15 protein-coding genes are annotated in these 16,785 nt (G+C 74.9%); 11 read left to right on the top strand and 4 right to left on the bottom strand.

All coding sequences use genetic code 11. The annotated features are described in order from the left end of the window. Positions 1–85: 85 nt before the first annotated feature. The 5 genes from HL663_RS15720 to miaB are packed head-to-tail and all read left to right on the top strand — an operon-like array spanning position 86 to position 6,317. On the top strand, positions 86–1,633 hold the full coding sequence (locus HL663_RS15720; protein ID WP_173030217.1) for a circularly permuted type 2 ATP-grasp protein: 1,548 nt from the start codon (positions 86–88) through the stop codon (positions 1,631–1,633). Continuing rightward, positions 1,627–2,553 (top strand): alpha-E domain-containing protein, encoded by a 927-nt coding sequence (locus tag HL663_RS15715; protein ID WP_173029245.1) that lies wholly within the window; start codon positions 1,627–1,629, stop codon positions 2,551–2,553. The genes HL663_RS15720 and HL663_RS15715 overlap by 7 nt, the downstream gene beginning before the upstream one ends. Position 2,554: 1 nt before the next feature. Then, a complete protein-coding gene (locus tag HL663_RS15710; protein WP_173029244.1) occupies positions 2,555–3,394 on the top strand; it encodes a transglutaminase family protein in 840 nt (279 codons plus the stop codon). A 47-nt stretch (positions 3,395–3,441) separates the two neighbouring features. After that, positions 3,442–4,809 (top strand): DedA family protein, encoded by a 1,368-nt coding sequence (locus tag HL663_RS15705; RefSeq protein ID WP_173029243.1) that lies wholly within the window; start codon positions 3,442–3,444, stop codon positions 4,807–4,809. Then, positions 4,806–6,317 (top strand): tRNA (N6-isopentenyl adenosine(37)-C2)-methylthiotransferase MiaB, encoded by a 1,512-nt coding sequence (miaB, locus tag HL663_RS15700; RefSeq protein ID WP_173029242.1) that lies wholly within the window; start codon positions 4,806–4,808, stop codon positions 6,315–6,317. Before HL663_RS15705 ends, miaB begins: the two co-directional genes overlap by 4 nt. A 111-nt stretch (positions 6,318–6,428) precedes the next feature. On the opposite strand, the gene HL663_RS15695 is transcribed toward miaB, so the two are convergent. Together HL663_RS15695 and HL663_RS15690 are read right to left on the bottom strand one after the other, a co-directional pair. Beyond that, entirely contained in the window at positions 6,429–6,632 is a 204-nt protein-coding gene (locus HL663_RS15695; RefSeq protein WP_173029241.1) for a hypothetical protein, read from the bottom strand. Between the two features lie 181 nt (positions 6,633–6,813). Beyond that, positions 6,814–7,005: an antitoxin gene (locus tag HL663_RS15690; protein WP_173029240.1), complete on the bottom strand. Its 192-nt coding sequence runs from the start codon at positions 7,003–7,005 to the stop codon at positions 6,814–6,816. A gap of 144 nt (positions 7,006–7,149) precedes the next feature. On the opposite strand from HL663_RS15690, the gene def reads away from it, so the two are divergent. The 4 genes from def to ggt all read left to right on the top strand — a co-directional run bounded on the left by def (position 7,150) and on the right by ggt (position 11,591). After that, positions 7,150–7,818 (top strand): peptide deformylase, encoded by a 669-nt coding sequence (gene def, locus HL663_RS15685; protein ID WP_173029239.1) that lies wholly within the window; start codon positions 7,150–7,152, stop codon positions 7,816–7,818. Next, positions 7,815–8,771, top strand: coding sequence for a tRNA (adenosine(37)-N6)-dimethylallyltransferase MiaA (gene miaA / locus HL663_RS15680; RefSeq protein ID WP_173030216.1), 957 nt, complete (start codon positions 7,815–7,817; stop codon positions 8,769–8,771). Before def ends, miaA begins: the two co-directional genes overlap by 4 nt. Next, positions 8,764–9,642: a diaminopimelate epimerase gene (dapF, locus tag HL663_RS15675; protein ID WP_173029238.1), complete on the top strand. Its 879-nt coding sequence runs from the start codon at positions 8,764–8,766 to the stop codon at positions 9,640–9,642. The genes miaA and dapF overlap by 8 nt, the downstream gene beginning before the upstream one ends. A 71-nt stretch (positions 9,643–9,713) precedes the next feature. Then, positions 9,714–11,591 carry a gamma-glutamyltransferase gene (gene ggt / locus HL663_RS15670; protein ID WP_173029237.1) on the top strand — a complete coding sequence of 626 codons (1,878 nt, stop codon included), beginning with the start codon at positions 9,714–9,716 and terminating at the stop codon, positions 11,589–11,591. Here the strand turns inward: ggt and HL663_RS15665 are convergent. Next, the gene (locus HL663_RS15665; RefSeq protein ID WP_173029236.1) at positions 11,582–12,187 is read right to left on the bottom strand and encodes a class I SAM-dependent methyltransferase; all 606 of its coding nucleotides are present in this window, start codon (positions 12,185–12,187) and stop codon (positions 11,582–11,584) included. The genes ggt and HL663_RS15665 overlap by 10 nt on opposite strands. A 93-nt stretch (positions 12,188–12,280) precedes the next feature. On the opposite strand from HL663_RS15665, the gene hflX reads away from it, so the two are divergent. Both hflX and HL663_RS15655 read left to right on the top strand, forming a co-directional pair. Next, a complete protein-coding gene (gene hflX, locus HL663_RS15660) occupies positions 12,281–13,744 on the top strand; it encodes a GTPase HflX (RefSeq protein WP_173029235.1) in 1,464 nt (487 codons plus the stop codon). Between the two features lie 243 nt (positions 13,745–13,987). Beyond that, the gene (locus HL663_RS15655) at positions 13,988–15,085 is read left to right on the top strand and encodes a GNAT family N-acetyltransferase (protein ID WP_173029234.1); all 1,098 of its coding nucleotides are present in this window, start codon (positions 13,988–13,990) and stop codon (positions 15,083–15,085) included. Here the strand turns inward: HL663_RS15655 and HL663_RS15650 are convergent. Then, the gene (locus HL663_RS15650; protein WP_286175706.1) at positions 15,078–16,781 is read right to left on the bottom strand and encodes a formate--tetrahydrofolate ligase; all 1,704 of its coding nucleotides are present in this window, start codon (positions 16,779–16,781) and stop codon (positions 15,078–15,080) included. The two genes, HL663_RS15655 and HL663_RS15650, sit on opposite strands and share 8 nt — an antisense overlap. Positions 16,782–16,785: the final 4 nt, after the last annotated feature.

Here is a 16,785-nt window from a genome sequence, read left to right as displayed (position 1 = left end):
TCGGCCCGTGACCGAGCCGACCAGCACCGAGGCCACGGGCAGCCTGTTCGACGGCTACCGGCTCGGCGGCGGACCGTGGGACGAGATGCTCGCGGCCCCGCACGAGCCGAGGACGCCGTACAAGGCCGTCTTCCACACCCTGCGCTCGACGACGGGGACGACGCTGCGCGAGCGGGCGGACATCCTCGCGCGCTCCTACCTCGACCAGGGCGTCACCTTCGACTACGCCGGGGAGGAACGTCCCTTCCCCCTCGACGCGGTGCCCCGGGTCATCAGCGCCCACGAGTGGCAGGTCATCGAGTCCGGTGTGCAGCAACGGGTCACGGCGCTGGAGTCGTTCCTCGACGACATCTACTCGCGCGAGGGCGAGATCCCGCGCGCGGTCCACGAGGGCATCCTCCCGTGGCGCCTCATCGCCAGCTCGAGCCACTACCACCGGGCGGTCATGGGCATCCGGCCCACCAACGGCGTGCGCGTGCACGTCTCCGGGGTCGACCTCATCCGCGACGAGCAGGGCACCTTCCGCGTCCTCGAGGACAACGTCCGCGTGCCGTCCGGGGTCAGCTACGTCATCGCCAACCGCCGCGCGATGGCCAACGTCTTCCCCGAGGCGTTCGCGACGATGCGCATCCGGCCGGTGCACGACTACCCGCGGATGCTCCTCGACGCCCTGCGCGCCGCGGCCCCCGACGGTGCCAGCGACCCGACCGTCGTGGTCCTCACCCCCGGCGTCTTCAACAGCGCGTACTTCGAGCACGCCCTCCTCGCCCGGATGATGGGCGTCGAGCTGGTCGAGGGGCGCGACCTCGTCTGTGTCGGAGGGCAGGTGCGGATGCGCACGACGACGGGCGACCGGCCGGTCGACGTCATCTACCGCCGCGTCGACGACGAGTTCATCGACCCCGTGCACTTCCGCGGCGACTCGGTCCTCGGGGCCGCCGGCCTCGTCTCGGCGATGCGCGCCGGCCGCGTCACGGTGGCCAACGCGATCGGCAACGGCGTCGCCGACGACAAGCTCATCTACAGCTACCTGCCCGAGCTCATCCGCTTCTACCTCGACGAGGACCCGATCCTGCCCAACGTCGACACCTACCGCTGCGCCGACGACGCCGGCCTCGAGCACGTGCTGGCCCACCTCGACGAGATGGTCGTCAAGCCCGTCGACGGCTCCGGCGGCAAGGGGCTCGTCGTCGGCCCGCGCGCCGACGGGGCGACGCTCGACCGGGTGCGCGAGGCCATCCGCCGCGACCCCCGCGGGTGGATCGCCCAGCCCGTCGTCCAGCTCTCGACCGTGCCGACGCTCATCGACGGCCGGCTCGCGCCGCGCCACGTCGACCTGCGCCCCTTCGCGGTCAACGACGGCGACCGCGTGCGCGTCCTGCCCGGCGGGCTCACCCGCGTCGCGCTGCCCGAGGGCGAGCTCGTCGTCAACTCCAGCCAGGGTGGCGGGTCGAAGGACACGTGGGTCCTCTCCGACCGCCGCGGAGTCCCGCCGGCGTCCGCCGCGCACCCCGACAACCGGGAGGTCGTCGTCATGAGCGCCCCGACCGCCTCGCTCGAGGACAGCATGCGCGCCCAGCAGCAACAGCAGCAGCAGGGCCGTCCGGACGACGGGGGAGCGACCCGATGCTGAGCCGGATCGCGGAGTCGCTGTTCTGGATCGGGCGCTACACCGAGCGCGCCGACGGCACCGCCCGCATCGTCGACGTCCTGCGGCTGCAGCTGCTGGAGGACCCCGTCGCGGTCGAGGCCGAGGCCGCGCGCACCGTCCTGTCGGTGATCATGGGCCTGCCGCACGAGGGCCCGGTCTCGTTCGACGACGTCGGCGCCTCGCTCGTGTTCGACCGCACCAACCCGAGCTCGATCAGCGGCGCGTGGTTCGCCGCCCGCGAGAACGCCCGGCGCGCCCGCGAGACCCTCTCGACGGAGCTGTGGGAGGGCATCAACACGACGTGGCACCGCTGGAACGGCTTCGGCCGCGCGGGGGTCACGGAGCGGCACCTGTCGTGGGTGCGCGAGCGGGCTGCGTTCGTCGCCGGCATCGCGGACTCGACGATGTCGCACGACGAGGCGTGGGACTTCCTCGTGCTCGGGCGCAGCATCGAGCGGGCCGACATGACGGCGCGCCTCGTGGCCACCGGCGGCCTGCCCGGCGGGGGAGCGCCGTGGTCGGTCGTGCTGTCGAGCTGCGGTGCGCAGCAGGCGTTCATGCGCAGCCAGCGCGGTCTCCTCAGCGACGACCGCGCCGCCGCGTTCCTCGTCCTCGACCGCGAGTTCCCCCGGTCGGTCTTCTTCTCGCTGCTCGAGGCCGAGCGCCGGCTCGAGGCGCTCTCGCCGCCGCAGGCCGAGCGCATCGGCGTCTCGGACGAGGCCCGTCGCCAGCTCGGGCGCGTGCGCACCTCGCTCGAGTACCGCTCGACGGCCGAGGTCATCGCCGACCTGCCGGCGCAGATGCTCCGTGTGCAGGCGGCCGTCACCGCGGCGTCGACGGCGATCGCCGCCCGCTACTTCCAGGCCGGCCCGCTGCCGACCTGGACGAGGGACGTGGTCTGACGTGCGCCGCTACCGCATCGTCCACACGACCTCGCTCGTCTACGACGGGCCGGTCCGCGCCGCGCACAACGAGGTGCGGATGACCCCGCCGAACGAGGCCGGGCAGACGACGCTCGAGAACCGCATCCGCATCCGGCCGATGACGTGGAGCCACGTCTACCGCGACCACTGGGGCGCGCACGTCATGGCGATGGAGAGCCTCGCGCAGCACGACCGGCTCGACATCGAGGCGATCTCGACGGTCGAGCGCTCCAGCACCCCGCCGCCGTCGGCGACCTGCACGTGGGCGACGGTCCGCGACCCCGCCGTCCAGGACCGCCTCTACGAGTGGCTCATGGTCTCCGACCGCACGCGCGTCGGGGACGGCATCGCCGAGCTCGTCGAGTCGGTGCGCGGGCTCGGCTCGCCCCGGGAGGCCGCCGACGCCGTGTGCGCCCGGGTCCGCGAGGCGATGGAGTACCGCCCCGGCGCGACCGCCGTCCACAGCACCGGCGAGGAGGCGTGGCGGGAGCGCGCCGGCGTCTGCCAGGACTTCGCCCACGTGACCGTCGGGGCGCTGCGGGCGCTCGGCATCCCGGCGCGGTACGTGTCCGGCTACCTCGTGCCCCGCCGCGACCTGGAGGTCGGCGAGAGCGCGACCGGCGAGAGCCACGCGTGGGTCGAGCTCTGGGACGACGCCTGGGTGCCGGCCGACCCGACGAACGGCACGGCCGTCGCCGACGACCACGTCGTCGTCGCGCGCGGCCGCGACTACGACGACGTGCCGCCCTTCAAGGGCATCTACTCGGGGCGGGCCACCGCCGCGCTCGGGGTGAAGGTCACGTTCACGCGTCTCGCCTGAGCGGGAGGGCCTCCCGCGCACCGGCCGTCGCGTGCCACGCTGGGCGCGTGCTGACCGACGTCCTCGGCTCGCTGCCCGCGTGGCCCCTCGCGGTGCTGCTCGCCGCGTCGGTGCTCGCCGAGTCCGGCACGGTGCTCGGGATGCTCCTGCCGGGCACGACGGCCGTCATCGGCCTCGGGGTGCTCGCCGGCGTCGGGGCGGTGCCGGCGCCGGTCGTCTACGTCCTCGCGGTGGGTGCGGCGGTCGCCGGCACCTCGCTCGGCTGGCGCGCGGGGCGTGACGGCGGGGCGGCCGTGCGGACCTCACGGCTCGGGCTGCGCGTCGGCGAGAGCCGGTGGGCCCTCGCCGACGACCTGCTCGCGCGGCGCGGCACCCAGGCCGTCGTCGTCGCCCAGTTCGTCGTCGTCGCCCGCACCCTCGTGCCGCGCATCATCGGGATGACGGGGACGCCGTGGCGGCGCTTCGCCCGGGCGAGCGTCCCCGCGGCCGCCGCGTGGGCGGTCTCGCTCACCCTCCTCGGCCACCTCGCCGGGTCGAGCTGGGACGCCGTGAGCGCCCTGCTCGGCCGCGCGATGGTCTCGGTCGGGGTGCTCGCCGGGCTCGTCCTGGCCCTCGCCTGGCTGGGGCGGTCGGTCGCGATGCACCCCGAGTGGCGCAGCGCCCCCTCGGCCCGGGCGGCGGCGGCCCTCGGGAGCGTCGCGCGCTGCCGGGTCGAGGAGCGGACCGGCGGGCTGACCGGTGGCCGGCGCGGGCAGGTGCTCTCGGCGCTCGTGTGGTCCGCGGCCGCCGTCCTCGTCGGGGTGCTGACCACCGTGGTCGCCGCCTTCGCCGTCGGCCGGACCGGGCTGCGCTCGCTCGACGGCCCGGTCGGGGCCTGGTTCGCCGGGCACTCCTCGTCCGCGGTGGCGGGCTGGGCCGACACCGTGGTCCAGGTGCTGCGCACCCCGTTCGTCGTCTCGGCGGCCGTCGTCGTCGCCCTGACCGTCGTGCTGCGCGCCTCCCCGGGTGCCGAGGCCCGGGTGCGCGCCGCCGTCGGCGTCGGCGGGCTCGTCGCCCTCGCGCTCGCGACGAAGTGGGTGGCCGGGGCGGTGCGCGGCCCGGCCGAGCTGGGGGCGGAGCGCTACCTCTTCCTCAACCAGCTGCCCGTCGTCCTCACCGCCCTCGCGCTCGCCGTCGTCCTCGCCGGCCCGGCCCTGCCGTGGGCCGGCCGGGTCGCCGCGTGGACGGGCGCCGGGGCCGTCGTGGTCGTCCTCGCGGCCTCGCGCCTGGTCCTCGGCTACTCGACGGTGAGCGAGGTCGTGCTCGCCCTCGGGGTGGGCCTCGGGTGGGCGGCGCTGCTCGCCTCCGCCGTGCGCCCGCCCGTCGCCGGCGTGACCGAGCCGGTGGGCGCGACGCGTACCCTTGACGGGCCATGACTGCTGCCAAGACCTACGACGTGCGCACCCACGGGTGCCAGATGAACGTCCACGACTCCGAGCGCCTCGCCGGCCTGCTCGAGACCGCCGGCTACGTCGACCTCGCGAGCGTCCCGGACGCCGAGCGTCCCGACGTCGCCGACGTCGTCGTCTTCAACACCTGCGCGGTGCGCGAGAACGCCGACAACAAGCTCTACGGCAACCTCGGGCAGCTGCGCCCGGCGAAGACCGCGAACCCCGACCTGCAGATCGCCGTCGGCGGCTGCATGGCGCAGAAGGACCGCGAGACCATCGTCAAGCGCGCCCCGTGGGTCGACGTCGTCTTCGGGACGCACAACATCGGCAGCCTCCCGGCGCTGCTCGCGCGCGCGCGACACAACAAGCGCGCCGAGGTCGAGATCCTCGAGTCGCTCGAGACCTTCCCCTCCACGCTCCCGACCCGGCGCGACTCCGCGTTCGCCGGCTGGGTGTCGATCTCGGTGGGCTGCAACAACACCTGCACGTTCTGCATCGTCCCGAGCCTGCGCGGCAAGGAGCAGGACCGCCGCCCCGGCGACGTCCTCGCCGAGATCGAGGCCCTCGTCGCGCAGGGCGTCGTCGAGGTGACGCTGCTCGGCCAGAACGTCAACACCTACGGCGTCGAGTTCGGCGACCGGCTCGCGTTCGGCAAGCTGCTGCGCGCCTGCGGCGAGATCGACGGTCTCGAGCGCGTGCGCTTCACCAGCCCCCACCCCGCGGCCTTCACCGACGACGTCATCGAGGCGATGGCGCAGACGCCCAACGTCATGCCGAGCCTGCACATGCCGCTGCAGTCCGGGTCGGACCGGGTGCTCAAGGCGATGCGCCGCAGCTACCGCAGCGAGAAGTTCCTCGGGATCATCGACCGCGTCCGCGCGGCCATCCCGGACGCCGCCATCACGACCGACCTCATCGTCGGCTTCCCCGGCGAGACCGAGGAGGACTTCGCCGAGACCCTCCGCGTCGTCGAGGCCTCGCGGTTCTCCAGCGCCTTCACCTTCCAGTACTCGATCCGCCCCGGCACCCCGGCCGCGACGATGGCGGACCAGGTGCCGAAGGCCGTCGTCCAGGAGCGCTTCGACCGGCTCATCGAGCTCCAGGAGCGCGTCTCGTGGGCGGAGAACCGGCGGGTCGAGGGTCGTGAGGTCGAGGTGCTCGTCTCCCCGGGCGAGGGGCGCAAGGACGGCGAGACGGCCCGGATGAGCGGGCGCGCGCGCGACAACCGGCTCGTGCACTTCGCCGTGCCGGACGGCGCCGAGCGCCCGCGGCCCGGTGACGTCGTGACCGTGGCGGTCACCTACGGGGCGCCGCACCACCTCGTCGCCGACAGCGGGGTGCAGGGCGGGACCTACGCCCTGCGCCGCACCTCGGGCGGCGACGCCTGGGCCGCGCTGCAGGACGCGCCGGTCCCCGGCAAGCCCGCCGTGTCCCTCGGGATGCCCGCCGTGGGTCGACCGGCCCCGGTGGCCGCCCCGGTCTGCTCGGCCTGAGCGTCGGGGGGCGTCCTGCGCCCTCGGCGCCACGCGGGTCGAGGTGGAACCCGACCACGAGGGGGTCCCATTTCACCTCGACCGCGACGAGGGTCGGCCGGGGGCTCGCCCTCAGAGCAGGGCGCTGACCGCCCAGCCGGCCGCGAGGCAGACCCCGAAGACGATCGTGAGCCCACCGACGACGCGCAGGGCCGACCGGCGCCGACGTGTCACGACGGCCTGCTCGGCCTGCGTGGACCTCACGGCGTCGTAGAGCGGCGTCGGGTCGAAGGGCTCGATGTCGAGCTTCGGCAGACCGGAGTGCCAGTGCGACACAGGAGGTCCTCTCGTCGGTCGGGGGGCGGGGGCCTGTCGACCATAGGGCCCGGGACGCGCTCAGGGCGGCCGATCCGGGCCCCCGACACGCGTTCCTGACCGAACCCCGACGACACCGTGACCGAACGGACGAGACCCCCGACCGGTCGTTCGGTCGGGGGTCTCGCGGCCTCGGGTCGGCTCAGTGCCCGCCGATGGCTCCGTCGGCCCGGGTCTGGGCGCTGTCGACCTGGTCGGCGTACTTGCCGCCGGTCAGCGAGTCGACGGCGTCGCCGCCGCGCTCGATGGCCTGGTCGCTCAGCGACTCGACCTGGTCCGGGTGCTGCTCGGCCAGCTCGGTGAGCTTCTCCTTGGCGCTGTCGAGGAATCCCATCGGCGACCTCCTTCCGTCTCGGGGGCAGGACGCGCCCGCGACGGGGCGCACCACCAGTGGACACCCGCGGGGGCCCGCCGCGCCAGCCCTTTCGGCGCCGGGTGCGGTGCGAGCGGGTCGGTGTCCTCTGGAAGAATCGCGCGCATGGCCATCCGACCCGTCGTCATCAGCGGCGATCCCGTCCTCCACCGTCGCGCCGAGCCCGTCGAGGTCATCGACGACGGCATCCGCGAGCTCGTCGCGGACATGTACGAGACGATGGACGCCGCGCGCGGCGTGGGGCTCGCGGCGCCGCAGGTCGGGGTGGGCCTGCGGATCTTCACGTGGCAGCTCGGCAACGAGGACGGCATCCCGGCGCGTGGCGTCGTCATCAACCCCTACCTCGTCCCCGCCAAGCCCGTCCCGGGCGACCCGGACCCCCACGACGAGTCGGAGGGCTGCCTGTCGGTGCCCGGCGAGGCGTACCCGCTGCGTCGCGGCGAGAGCGCCGTCCTCACCGGCCAGGACCTCGAGGGGAACGAGCTGCGCTACGAGGCGACCGGGTGGTTCGCCCGGATGCTCCAGCACGAGTACGACCACCTCAACGGCTTCCTCTACGTCGACCGGCTCCAGGGCAAGTGGGCCCGCCGCGCGAAGAAGGCCGTCAAGGCCAACGGCTGGGGCGTGCCCGGTCTGTCGTGGATGCCGGGGGAGGACCGCGACCCGTTCGGCCACGACGACGTCGACGAGGACGGGCTCGACGCCGAGGGCGGCGGGCACGACCACGAGCACCACGATCACGAGCACCACGACCACGGGGACGAGGCGCGCTGAGCACGCCGCCGCTCGTCGTCGCCGTCGTCGGGGCGACGGCCACGGGCAAGTCCGGCCTCGGGGTCGCGCTCGCCCACCGGCTCGGGGGCGAGGTCGTCTCCGCCGACGCCTCGCAGCTCTACCGCGGGATGGACGTCGGCACCGCCAAGCTGACCCTCGCCGAGCGCGAGGGCGTCGCGCACCACCAGCTCGACGTCCTCGACGTGACGCAGGAGGCGAGCGTCGCCGCCTACCAGCGCGAGGCCCGGGTGGACCTCGAGGCCGCCCTGGGTCGCGGGCGCGTGCCGCTCCTCGTCGGGGGCTCGGGCCTGTACGTGCGGGCCGCGCTCGACCGGCTCGAGATCCCGCCCACCGACGCGACGGTGCGCGCCGACCTGGAGGCCCGGGCCGCCGCCGAGGGCACGCCCGCCCTCTACGCGGAGCTGGCGGCGCTCGACCCGGCCGCCGCCGCGGCGATCGAGCCGAACAACACCCGGCGGGTCGTGCGCGCCCTCGAGGTCGTCCGGCTGACCGGTCGCCCCTTCAGCGCGACGATGCCCACCCGCGAGCACCTGCGGCCGACGCTCGTCCTCGGCCTGCGGCTGCCGCGCGAGGAGCTCGACGAGCGCATCGGGCGCCGCACCCGCGCGATGTTCGACGGCGGGCTCGTCGAGGAGACCAGGGAGCTCGTGGAGCACGGCCTGCGCGAGGGGCGGACGGCGAGCCGCGCCGTGGGCTACGCGCAGGCGCTCGCGGTCCTCGACGGCACGGCCACGGTCGAGGAGGCCGTCGACGACACCGCGCTGCGCACCCGGCGCCTCGTCCGTCGCCAGGAGTCGTGGTTCGGCGCCGACCCCCGCATCCACTGGCTCGACGCCGCCGACCCCGGCCTGCTCGAGGAGGCGCTCGCTGTCGTCGAGCGGGCGCAGGGCCCGGGCGCCGGGCCGGGATGCGACGATGGGCCGCATGGCTGACCCCCTGGCGTTCACGAAGGGCCACGGGACCGAGAACGACTTCGTCCTCGTCCCCGACCTCGACGGTGCCCTCGGGCTGAGCGCCGGGCGGGCCGCGTGGCTCGCCGACCGGCGGGCCGGCCTCGGCGGTGACGGCGTCATCCGCGTCGTGCCCACCGATGCCGCGAGCGAGCCCTCGGTGCGCGAGCAGGCCTCCGACGCCCGGTGGTTCATGGACTACCGCAATGCCGACGGCTCGGCCGCCGAGATGTGCGGCAACGGCACCCGGGTCTTCGCCGAGTACCTGCGCCGCGAAGGCCTGGAGACCGCCGACGAGTTCGTCATCGCCACGCGGGCCGGCGCCAAGGTCGTGCGCCGCGACGGCGACCACTGGGCCGTCGGCCTCGGGCCGTGGCGCCTCGCCGACCCGGCCGCGGCCGCGCGCGACGGCTTCGACTCGCTCGTGCACGTGGGGGAGGGCGACCCCTACTCGGCGCTCTCGGTCGACCTCGGCAACCCGCACACGGTCGTCGCCCTTCCCGAGGACGTCGACCTCGACGCGCTCGACCTCACCCGGGCGCCGGTCGTGCGCCCCGAGCCGGTCAACGGCACCAACGTCGAGCTCGTCCGGCCCGTCGGGCCCGGGCACGTCGTCCTGCGCGTCCACGAGCGCGGGGTGGGCGAGACCCGCTCCTGCGGCACGGGCGCCTGCGCGGCGGCCATCGCCACGAGCTTCTGGGCCGGCTCCCTCGACACCGGCGCCGCGTGGGTCGTCGACGTCCCCGGGGGGCGCCTCTCCGTCCGCCTGTCCGACGGCGGGGGCGTCGAGCTCGCCGGCCCCGCGGTGCTCGTCGCCGACGGCACGGTGCCGGTCGGCCTGCTGCCGGGCTGACCCGCGGGCCTCGCGGCGCTCTCCGCAGCGCTCGCCGCGACAGGCCGCCGACCCCGGTCTACGGTGCGGTGATGGGGACCACAGCCGCTGCCGCACCCGCCCAGCCCCGCCGCCGTGTCGCGGTCGTGGGCCTCGCCCTCGGCCTCGTGGCGGCGCTCGCCGTCACCGCGCCGTCGGCGCAGGCGCAGGGAGGCCCGGGCCGCGCGGGGCCGCCCCCGGTCGGGCACGAGCTGCCCAAGGTGGCCGTGATGACCGGCTCCGGCGGGGCCGTCGCCAGCGTCGACCCGGTGGCCAGCCAGGTCGGCATCGACGTCCTGCGGGCCGGCGGCAACGCGACGGACGCCGCCGTCGCGACGGCCGCGGCCCTCGGGGTCACCGAGCCGTACTCGACGGGCATCGGCGGGGGCGGCTTCTTCGTCCACTACGACGCCCGTAGGGGTCGCGTCCAGACGATCGACGGGCGCGAGGCCGCACCGGCCACCTACGACGCGAACCAGTTCCGCGCCGCCGACGGCTCGGCCCTCGACTTCGCCACCGTCGTGGGGTCCGGCCAGTCCGTCGGGGTGCCCGGGACGCCGGCGACCTGGCAGCGGGCCGTCGACCGATGGGGCACACGCACGCTCGGCACCCTCCTGCGCCCGGCCGAGGAGATCGCCCGCCGCGGCTTCGTCGTCGACCAGACCTTCCACGACCAGACCGCCGACAACGCCGCGCGCTTCTCGGTCTTCCCCGAGACCGCCCGGGTGTTCCTCCCCGGTGGTGAGGCGCCGGCCGTCGGGTCGGTCTTCCGCAACCCCGACCTCGCGCGCGCGTTCCGCGAGCTGCGCACCCACGGCGTCGACAGCCTCTACCGCGGTCGGCTCGGGGACGCGGTGCTCGCCGCCTCGCGCCGCCCGGCGACCGTCTCCGGGACCACGGTCGCCCGCGGCGAGCTGACCCGCTCCGACCTGCGCCGCTACCGCGCGCTCGACAAGGAGCCGGTGCACTCCACCTACAAGGGGCGCGACGTCTACGGGATGCCCGTCCCGAGCAGCGGCGGCATCGCGCTGGCCGAGATCCTCAACCTCGTCGAGGCGTACGACGCCCGGACGGGGAGGCCGACCTCCCGCGTCGACGACGTCCAGTACCTCCACCGGTTCTCCGAGGCGTCGGCCACCGCCTTCGCCGACCGCAACCGCTACGTCGGCGACGTCCGCGGCGTCCCGACCCGCGAGCTCGTCTCGCAGGCGTTCGCCGACGAGCGGGCCTGCCTCTTCTCCGGCTCGGCGGCGATGGCCCGCCCCGTGCCCTTCGGCAGTCCCGACGGCGCCTACGCCGGCTGCGCCGACGGCACGGCCTCCGGCGTCCTGCCCCACGACGGGATGTCGACGACGCACCTCTCGGTCGTCGACCGCTGGGGCAACGCGGTGTCCTACACCTCGACGATCGAGCAGACCGGCGGCTCGGGCATCACCGTGCCGGGATGGGGCTTCCTGCTCAACAACGAGCTGACCGACTTCGACTTCGTGCCCGTGACCCCCGGCGTCCCGGACCCCAACCTCCCCGGCCCCTCCAAGCGTCCGCGCTCGTCGATGACGCCGACGATCGTCCTGCACGACGGCCGGCTCGAGCTCGTGGCGGGCAGCCCGGGCGGCGCGACGATCATCACGACCGTCGCCCAGGTCCTCCTCGGCCACTACGAGCGGGGGATGACGGTCGGCGACGCGCTCCAGGCGCCGCGGCTCTCCAGCCGCAACGGGACGAGCGAGCAGGCCGAGCCGGCGATCACCGGCGGGGCCACCGGTGCGGGCCTGACCGGTCTCGGGCACCGGCTCTCGGAGACCGCCGAGATCGGCGCCGCGACGGCCATCAGCGTCCTCGGCCACGGTCGGTACACCGCCGTCGCGGAGAAGGTGCGGCGCGGTGGCGGCTCGGCCATGGTCGTGCGGCCGGAGCGGCGTCAGCCCTGACGGACCTCGAGCACCCGGAACCCCTTGCTCGACGTGCGCCGGGTGCAGGGCATCCCCAGCTCGTCCTCGACCCAGCGCTGGAGGCTGTCGGAGCCGAGGTTCTTCTGGACGACGAGCGAGGCGACGCCGTCCGGCGCCAGGCGCGGCAGCCACGTGCGCATCAGGTCGTGGAGGACGGCCTTGCCGACCCGGATCGGGGGGTTGGACCAGATGACGTCGAAGCGCACGTCGGCGGGCACCGCGTCGGCCGTGGCCGCGCGCACCCCGTCGAGGCCGAGGGCGGCGGCGTTGCGCCGGGTGAGGTCCAGGGCGCGCTCGTTGACGTCGAGCGCCCAGACCGTCGCGGCCGGCGCGCGCAGCGCGAGGGTCAGGGCGATCGGCCCCCAGCCGCACCCGAGGTCGAGGAAGGTCCCCGAGGGCGGAGGCGGCGCGACCTCGTCGAGGAGGACCGCCGTGCCCTTGTCGAGCCCGCCCGGCGAGAAGATGCCCCCCGCGACCTCGACCTCGACGGCGCGACCGGCGAGGTGCACCCGCAGCGGGCGGCGCTCGGCGGCGCTCGCGGGCTGCGCGGTGAAGTAGTGCTCGTGCTCGCTCATCGGGTCGAGAGGCTAGCGTCGCGGGCGCCGGCGGCGTGAACCGGAAGAATGCGGTCGCCTCCGGGCGTTGGACGGTGAGACCCTAGGGAGAACATGACTGGACGACACACCATCACCGGGCGGGCCGCGGCGCTCGCCGACTCCACCCGCCACGACGACGCCGGCATCGTCCTGGACGACGAGGCCTTCGGCTACGACGGCGACCAGCTCGACCGTGAGGAGCGCGCGGCCCTGCGCCGCGTCAGCGGCCTCTCGACCGAGCTCGAGGACGTCACCGAGGTCGAGTACCGGCAGCTGCGGCTCGAGCGGGTCGTGCTCGCCGCCGTCTGGTGCGACGGCACGCTGCTCGACGCCGAGAACTCGCTGCGCGAGCTGTCGGCGCTCGCCGAGACCGCCGGCTCCGAGGTGCTCGCCGGCGTCATCCAGCGCCGGACCAACCCCGATCCCGCGACCTATCTCGGCAAGGGCAAGGCCGCCGAGCTGCGCGACGTCGTCATCGCCGAGGGCGCCGACACCGTCATCTGCGACACCGAGCTCGCGCCGAGCCAGCGCCGCGCCCTCGAGGACGTCGTCAAGGTCAAGGTCATCGACCGCACCGCGCTCATCCTCGACATCTTCGCGCAGCACGCGAAGAGCCGGGAGGGCAAGGCGCAGGTCGAGCTCGCGCAGCTGCAGTACCTCCTGCCCCGCCTGCGCGGCTGGGGCGAGTCGATGTCGCGGCAGGCCGGTGGCCAGGCCGCCGGCGGCCAGGGCATGGGCTCGCGCGGCCCGGGTGAGACGAAGATCGAGCTCGACCGCCGACGCATCAACACCCGGATGGCCAAGCTGCGCCGCGAGATCAAGGACATGAAGACCGTCCGCGACACCAAGCGCGGCGGGCGTCGGGCCAACCAGGTGCCCAGCGTGGCCATCGCCGGCTACACCAACGCCGGCAAGTCGAGCCTGCTCAACCGGCTGACCGGCGCCGGCGTGCTCGTCGAGGACGCGCTCTTCGCCACCCTCGACCCGACCGTGCGCCGCGCCGAGACCCCGGACGGCCGTCTCTACACGCTGACCGACACCGTCGGGTTCGTGCGCCAGCTGCCGCACCAGCTCGTCGAGGCGTTCCGCTCGACGCTCGAGGAGGTCGCCGAGGCCGACCTGCTGCTCCACGTCGTCGACGGCTCGCACCCCGACCCCGAGGGGCAGATCTCCGCGGTGCGCTCGGTCCTCTCCGACGTCGACGCCACGGACGTCAAGGAGGTCATCGTCGTCAACAAGGCCGACCTGGCCGACCCCGAGGTGCTCGACCGGCTGCGCCGCCACGAGAAGCACTCGATCATCGTCTCGGCCCGCACGGGCGAGGGCATGGAGGAGCTGCGGGCGCTGGTCGCCGACGAGCTCCCGCGGCCCGACGTCGACGTCGACGTCCTCGTGCCCTACGACCGCGGCGACCTCGTGAGCCGGGTGCACGAGACGGGGGAGGTGCTCGCGAGCGAGCACGTCGCCGACGGCACGCGCCTCACCGCCCGCGTCGACCCCGAGCTCGCGGAGGACCTGTCGGCCTACGCGGTCTGACCGGCGGTCGGCTCCTCCGGGGGCCGGTCCGCCCGGGACCCGACAGGCGCTGGCACCCGCGCCCGCGCCCGAGGTACCCCGTCATCACGGTGATGACGGGGAACCTTGCCCGGGACGCGGATGCCTCCCCGTCCCGGGTGACCTTCCGCGTCGTCCCGGTGACGACCCGGTTCTTCGGTGACGTCGCCGGCAGCGACCGCCCTCCACCCCACTGTTGCGAATGATGTGCAATAGGGTGCGCGGGTGACGACCCCCCGCACCCTGCTGACCGACCGCCTGCGGCTGCGTCCGCTCACCCCGGACGACCGCGACCTCTGGGTACGGCTGCACACCGACCCCGCGCAGTACCCGTTCGCGCCGTGGGCCGTCGCGCGCGACGCCGACGCCGCGGGCGAGAAGCTCGACCTGGCCCTCGCGCACTGGGCCGAGCACGGCTTCGGGTACGGCGTCGCCGAGGACCGCGGGTCGGGTGAGGCGCTCGGCGTGGCCGGGGTCATCCACGGCCGGGAAGGGCGCCACCTCAACCTCTACTACCGCTTCGACCGGCCCCACCACGGGCGCGGGCTCGGCCCTGAGGTCGCCCGTGCCGTCGTCGCGGACGCCGTCGAGCACGGCCCGGCGCTGCCGCTCGTCGCCACCGCGCGCCCCGACCACCTCGCCTCGACGCGCACCGCGGAGCGGGCCGGGCTGACCCACGTCGGCGCCGCGGACGAGGGTGCGCGCCTGCCGGGGGTGCCCCCGGAGGTCGTGGCCCGGGCCCGGGCGGCCGACCCCGCGGACGTGCCCGCGCCGGTGGTGCTCGTCGCCCCGTCGGTGCACACGCACCGCTCGCCCTTCGACGCCACGACGCGCGCGGAGGTGCTCGACCTCTGGTGCGCCGTCAACGACGCCGGGGGAGCGGTCGGCTTCCTGCCCGGGGCGGCGCGCGGCCGGGTGGCCGAGGCGCTGGCGGCGCACGAGGACTCGATGGCCGATGATCGGGCCGTCGCCGTCCTGCTGCGCGACCCGGCCGGTGCGCTCGTCGCCCTCGGCTGGTGGGTCGAGGGGCCGAACCCGCTGCTCGCTCACCGTCGCACGGCCTACCGCGTGATGTCGCACCCGGAGCGCCGCGGCCGCAACCTCGGCCGCCTGCTCATGGCGGCGCTGCACCGGGTCGCCCGCGCGGACGGGGTCGAGGTCGTCGAGCTCGGCGTCCGCGGCGGCACCGGGGTCGATGCCTTCTACGCCGGCCTCGGGTACGCGGAGGTCGGCCGGCTGCCCGGCGGCATCCGGGTGGCACCGGGCGACGACCGCGACGACGTGTGGATGGCCCGTCGGCTCGACGGGCGGGCGATCAGCTGAGGCCGACGATCCGCCCGTCGTCGTCGACGTCGATGTGCTCGCTCGCCGGGACCCGGGGCAGGCCGGGCATCGTCATGATCTCGCCGGTCACGAGGACGACGAACCCCGCGCCGGCGGCCAGGCGCACCTCGCGCACCGAGACCGTGTGGCCCTCCGGGGCGCCGCGCAACGTCGGGTCGGTCGAGAACGAGCTCTGCGTCTTGGCCATGCAGATCGGCAGGTGCCCGTAGCCCTCGGCCTCGATGGCCGCGAGCCGCTTGGCCGCCTTCGGCTCGAAGACGACGTCGGCCGCGCCGTAGACCTGCGTCGCGACGGCGCGGGCCTTCTCGGCGAGCGGCGCGTCGTCGGGGTAGACCAGCCGCATGTCGGCGGTGCCGGCCTCGACCACCTCGAGGACGCCCCGGGCCAGGGCCTGCGCGCCGGCCGAGCCGTCGGCGTAGTGGGTCGCCTCGTACGCCCGGAACCCCTCGGCCTCGACGAGCCGCAGCACCTCGGCGACCTCGGCGTCGGTGTCGGTGGGGAAGCGGTTGAGGGCGACGACGGCGGGCAGCCCGTAGACGTCGCGGACGTTGCGCAGGTGGCGGCGCAGGTTGGCCATCCCGGCGTTCACGGCCTCGACCGACTCCGGCCCGAGGTCGGCGACCGCGACGCCCCCGTGGTACTTGAGCGCACGGACGGTGGCGACGACGACGACCGCCGAGGGGCGCAGGCCGGAGGTCCGGCACTTGATGTCGACGAACTTCTCGGCGCCGAGGTCTGCCCCGAAGCCGGCCTCGGTCACGACGTAGTCGGCCAGCTTCAGCGCGGTGCGCGTGGCCATCACCGAGTTGCAGCCGTGGGCGATGTTGGCGAACGGGCCGCCGTGGATCATCGCCGGGGTGTGCTCGAGGGTCTGGACGAGGTTGGGCGCCAACGCATCCCGCAGGATGACGGTCATCGCACCATGCACCTTGAGGTCGCGCGCGTGGACTGGCTGCTTGTCGCGGGTGTAGCCGACGACGATGCGCCCGAGCCGCTCGCGCAGGTCGGCGACGGAGGTGGCCAGGCAGAGGATGGCCATCACCTCGGAGGCGACGACGATGTCGAACCCGTCCTCGCGCGGGATGCCGTTCGCCACCCCGCCGAGGCCGACGACGACGTCGCGCAGGGCGCGGTCGTTGAGGTCGACGACGCGCTTCCAGGTGACGGTGCGCGGGTCGATCCCGAGGGCGTTGCCGTGGTGGAGGTGGTTGTCGAGCACCGCCGAGAGCAGGTTGTTCGCCGCCGCGATGGCCGCGAAGTCACCGGTGAAGTTGAGGTTGATGTCGGTCATGGGGACGACCTGGGCGTAGCCGCCGCCGGCCGCGCCGCCCTTGATGCCGAAGACCGGGCCCATCGAGGGCTCGCGCAGCGCCACCATCGCGTTCTCGCCGAGCGAGGCGAGCGCGTCGGCGAGGCCGACCGACGTCGTCGTCTTGCCCTCGCCCGCGGGCGTCGGCGAGATGGCGGTGACGAGGACGAGCCGGCCCTCGGGGCGGTCGGCGAGCGAGTTGACGTACGCGAGCGAGATCTTCGCCTTCGTGTGGCCGTAGGGGACGAGGTGCTCGGCGTCGATGCCGAGCTTCTCGCGCGCGAGCTCCGCGATCAGGGTGAGCTCGGCCGCCTCGGCGATCTCGATGTCGGGCGGGACGGGGCGGGTCTGCGCACTCGTGGTCACGCTC

Source organism: Arthrobacter sp. NEB 688, assembly GCF_013201035.1.
Lineage (GTDB): Bacteria > Actinomycetota > Actinomycetes > Actinomycetales > Dermatophilaceae > Phycicoccus.
This window is presented reverse-complemented; position numbering and strand designations above follow the sequence as displayed.

What these genes read in the sequence shown, in the direction of transcription:
- HL663_RS15690 (WP_173029240.1), bottom strand. Translation starts at nt 7,005, where the DNA reads ATGGGATTCCTCGACAGCGCCAAGGAGAAGCTCACCGAGCTGGCCGAG.
- miaB (WP_173029242.1), top strand. Translation starts at nt 4,806, where the DNA reads ATGACTGCTGCCAAGACCTACGACGTGCGCACCCACGGGTGCCAGATG.
- def (WP_173029239.1), top strand. Translation starts at nt 7,150, where the DNA reads ATGGCCATCCGACCCGTCGTCATCAGCGGCGATCCCGTCCTCCACCGT.
- HL663_RS15720 (WP_173030217.1), top strand. Translation starts at nt 86, where the DNA reads ATGCTCGCGGCCCCGCACGAGCCGAGGACGCCGTACAAGGCCGTCTTC.
- ggt (WP_173029237.1), top strand. Translation starts at nt 9,714, where the DNA reads ATGGGGACCACAGCCGCTGCCGCACCCGCCCAGCCCCGCCGCCGTGTC.
- HL663_RS15715 (WP_173029245.1), top strand. Translation starts at nt 1,627, where the DNA reads ATGCTGAGCCGGATCGCGGAGTCGCTGTTCTGGATCGGGCGCTACACC.
- hflX (WP_173029235.1), top strand. Translation starts at nt 12,281, where the DNA reads ATGACTGGACGACACACCATCACCGGGCGGGCCGCGGCGCTCGCCGAC.
- HL663_RS15665 (WP_173029236.1), bottom strand. Translation starts at nt 12,187, where the DNA reads ATGAGCGAGCACGAGCACTACTTCACCGCGCAGCCCGCGAGCGCCGCC.
- dapF (WP_173029238.1), top strand. Translation starts at nt 8,764, where the DNA reads ATGGCTGACCCCCTGGCGTTCACGAAGGGCCACGGGACCGAGAACGAC.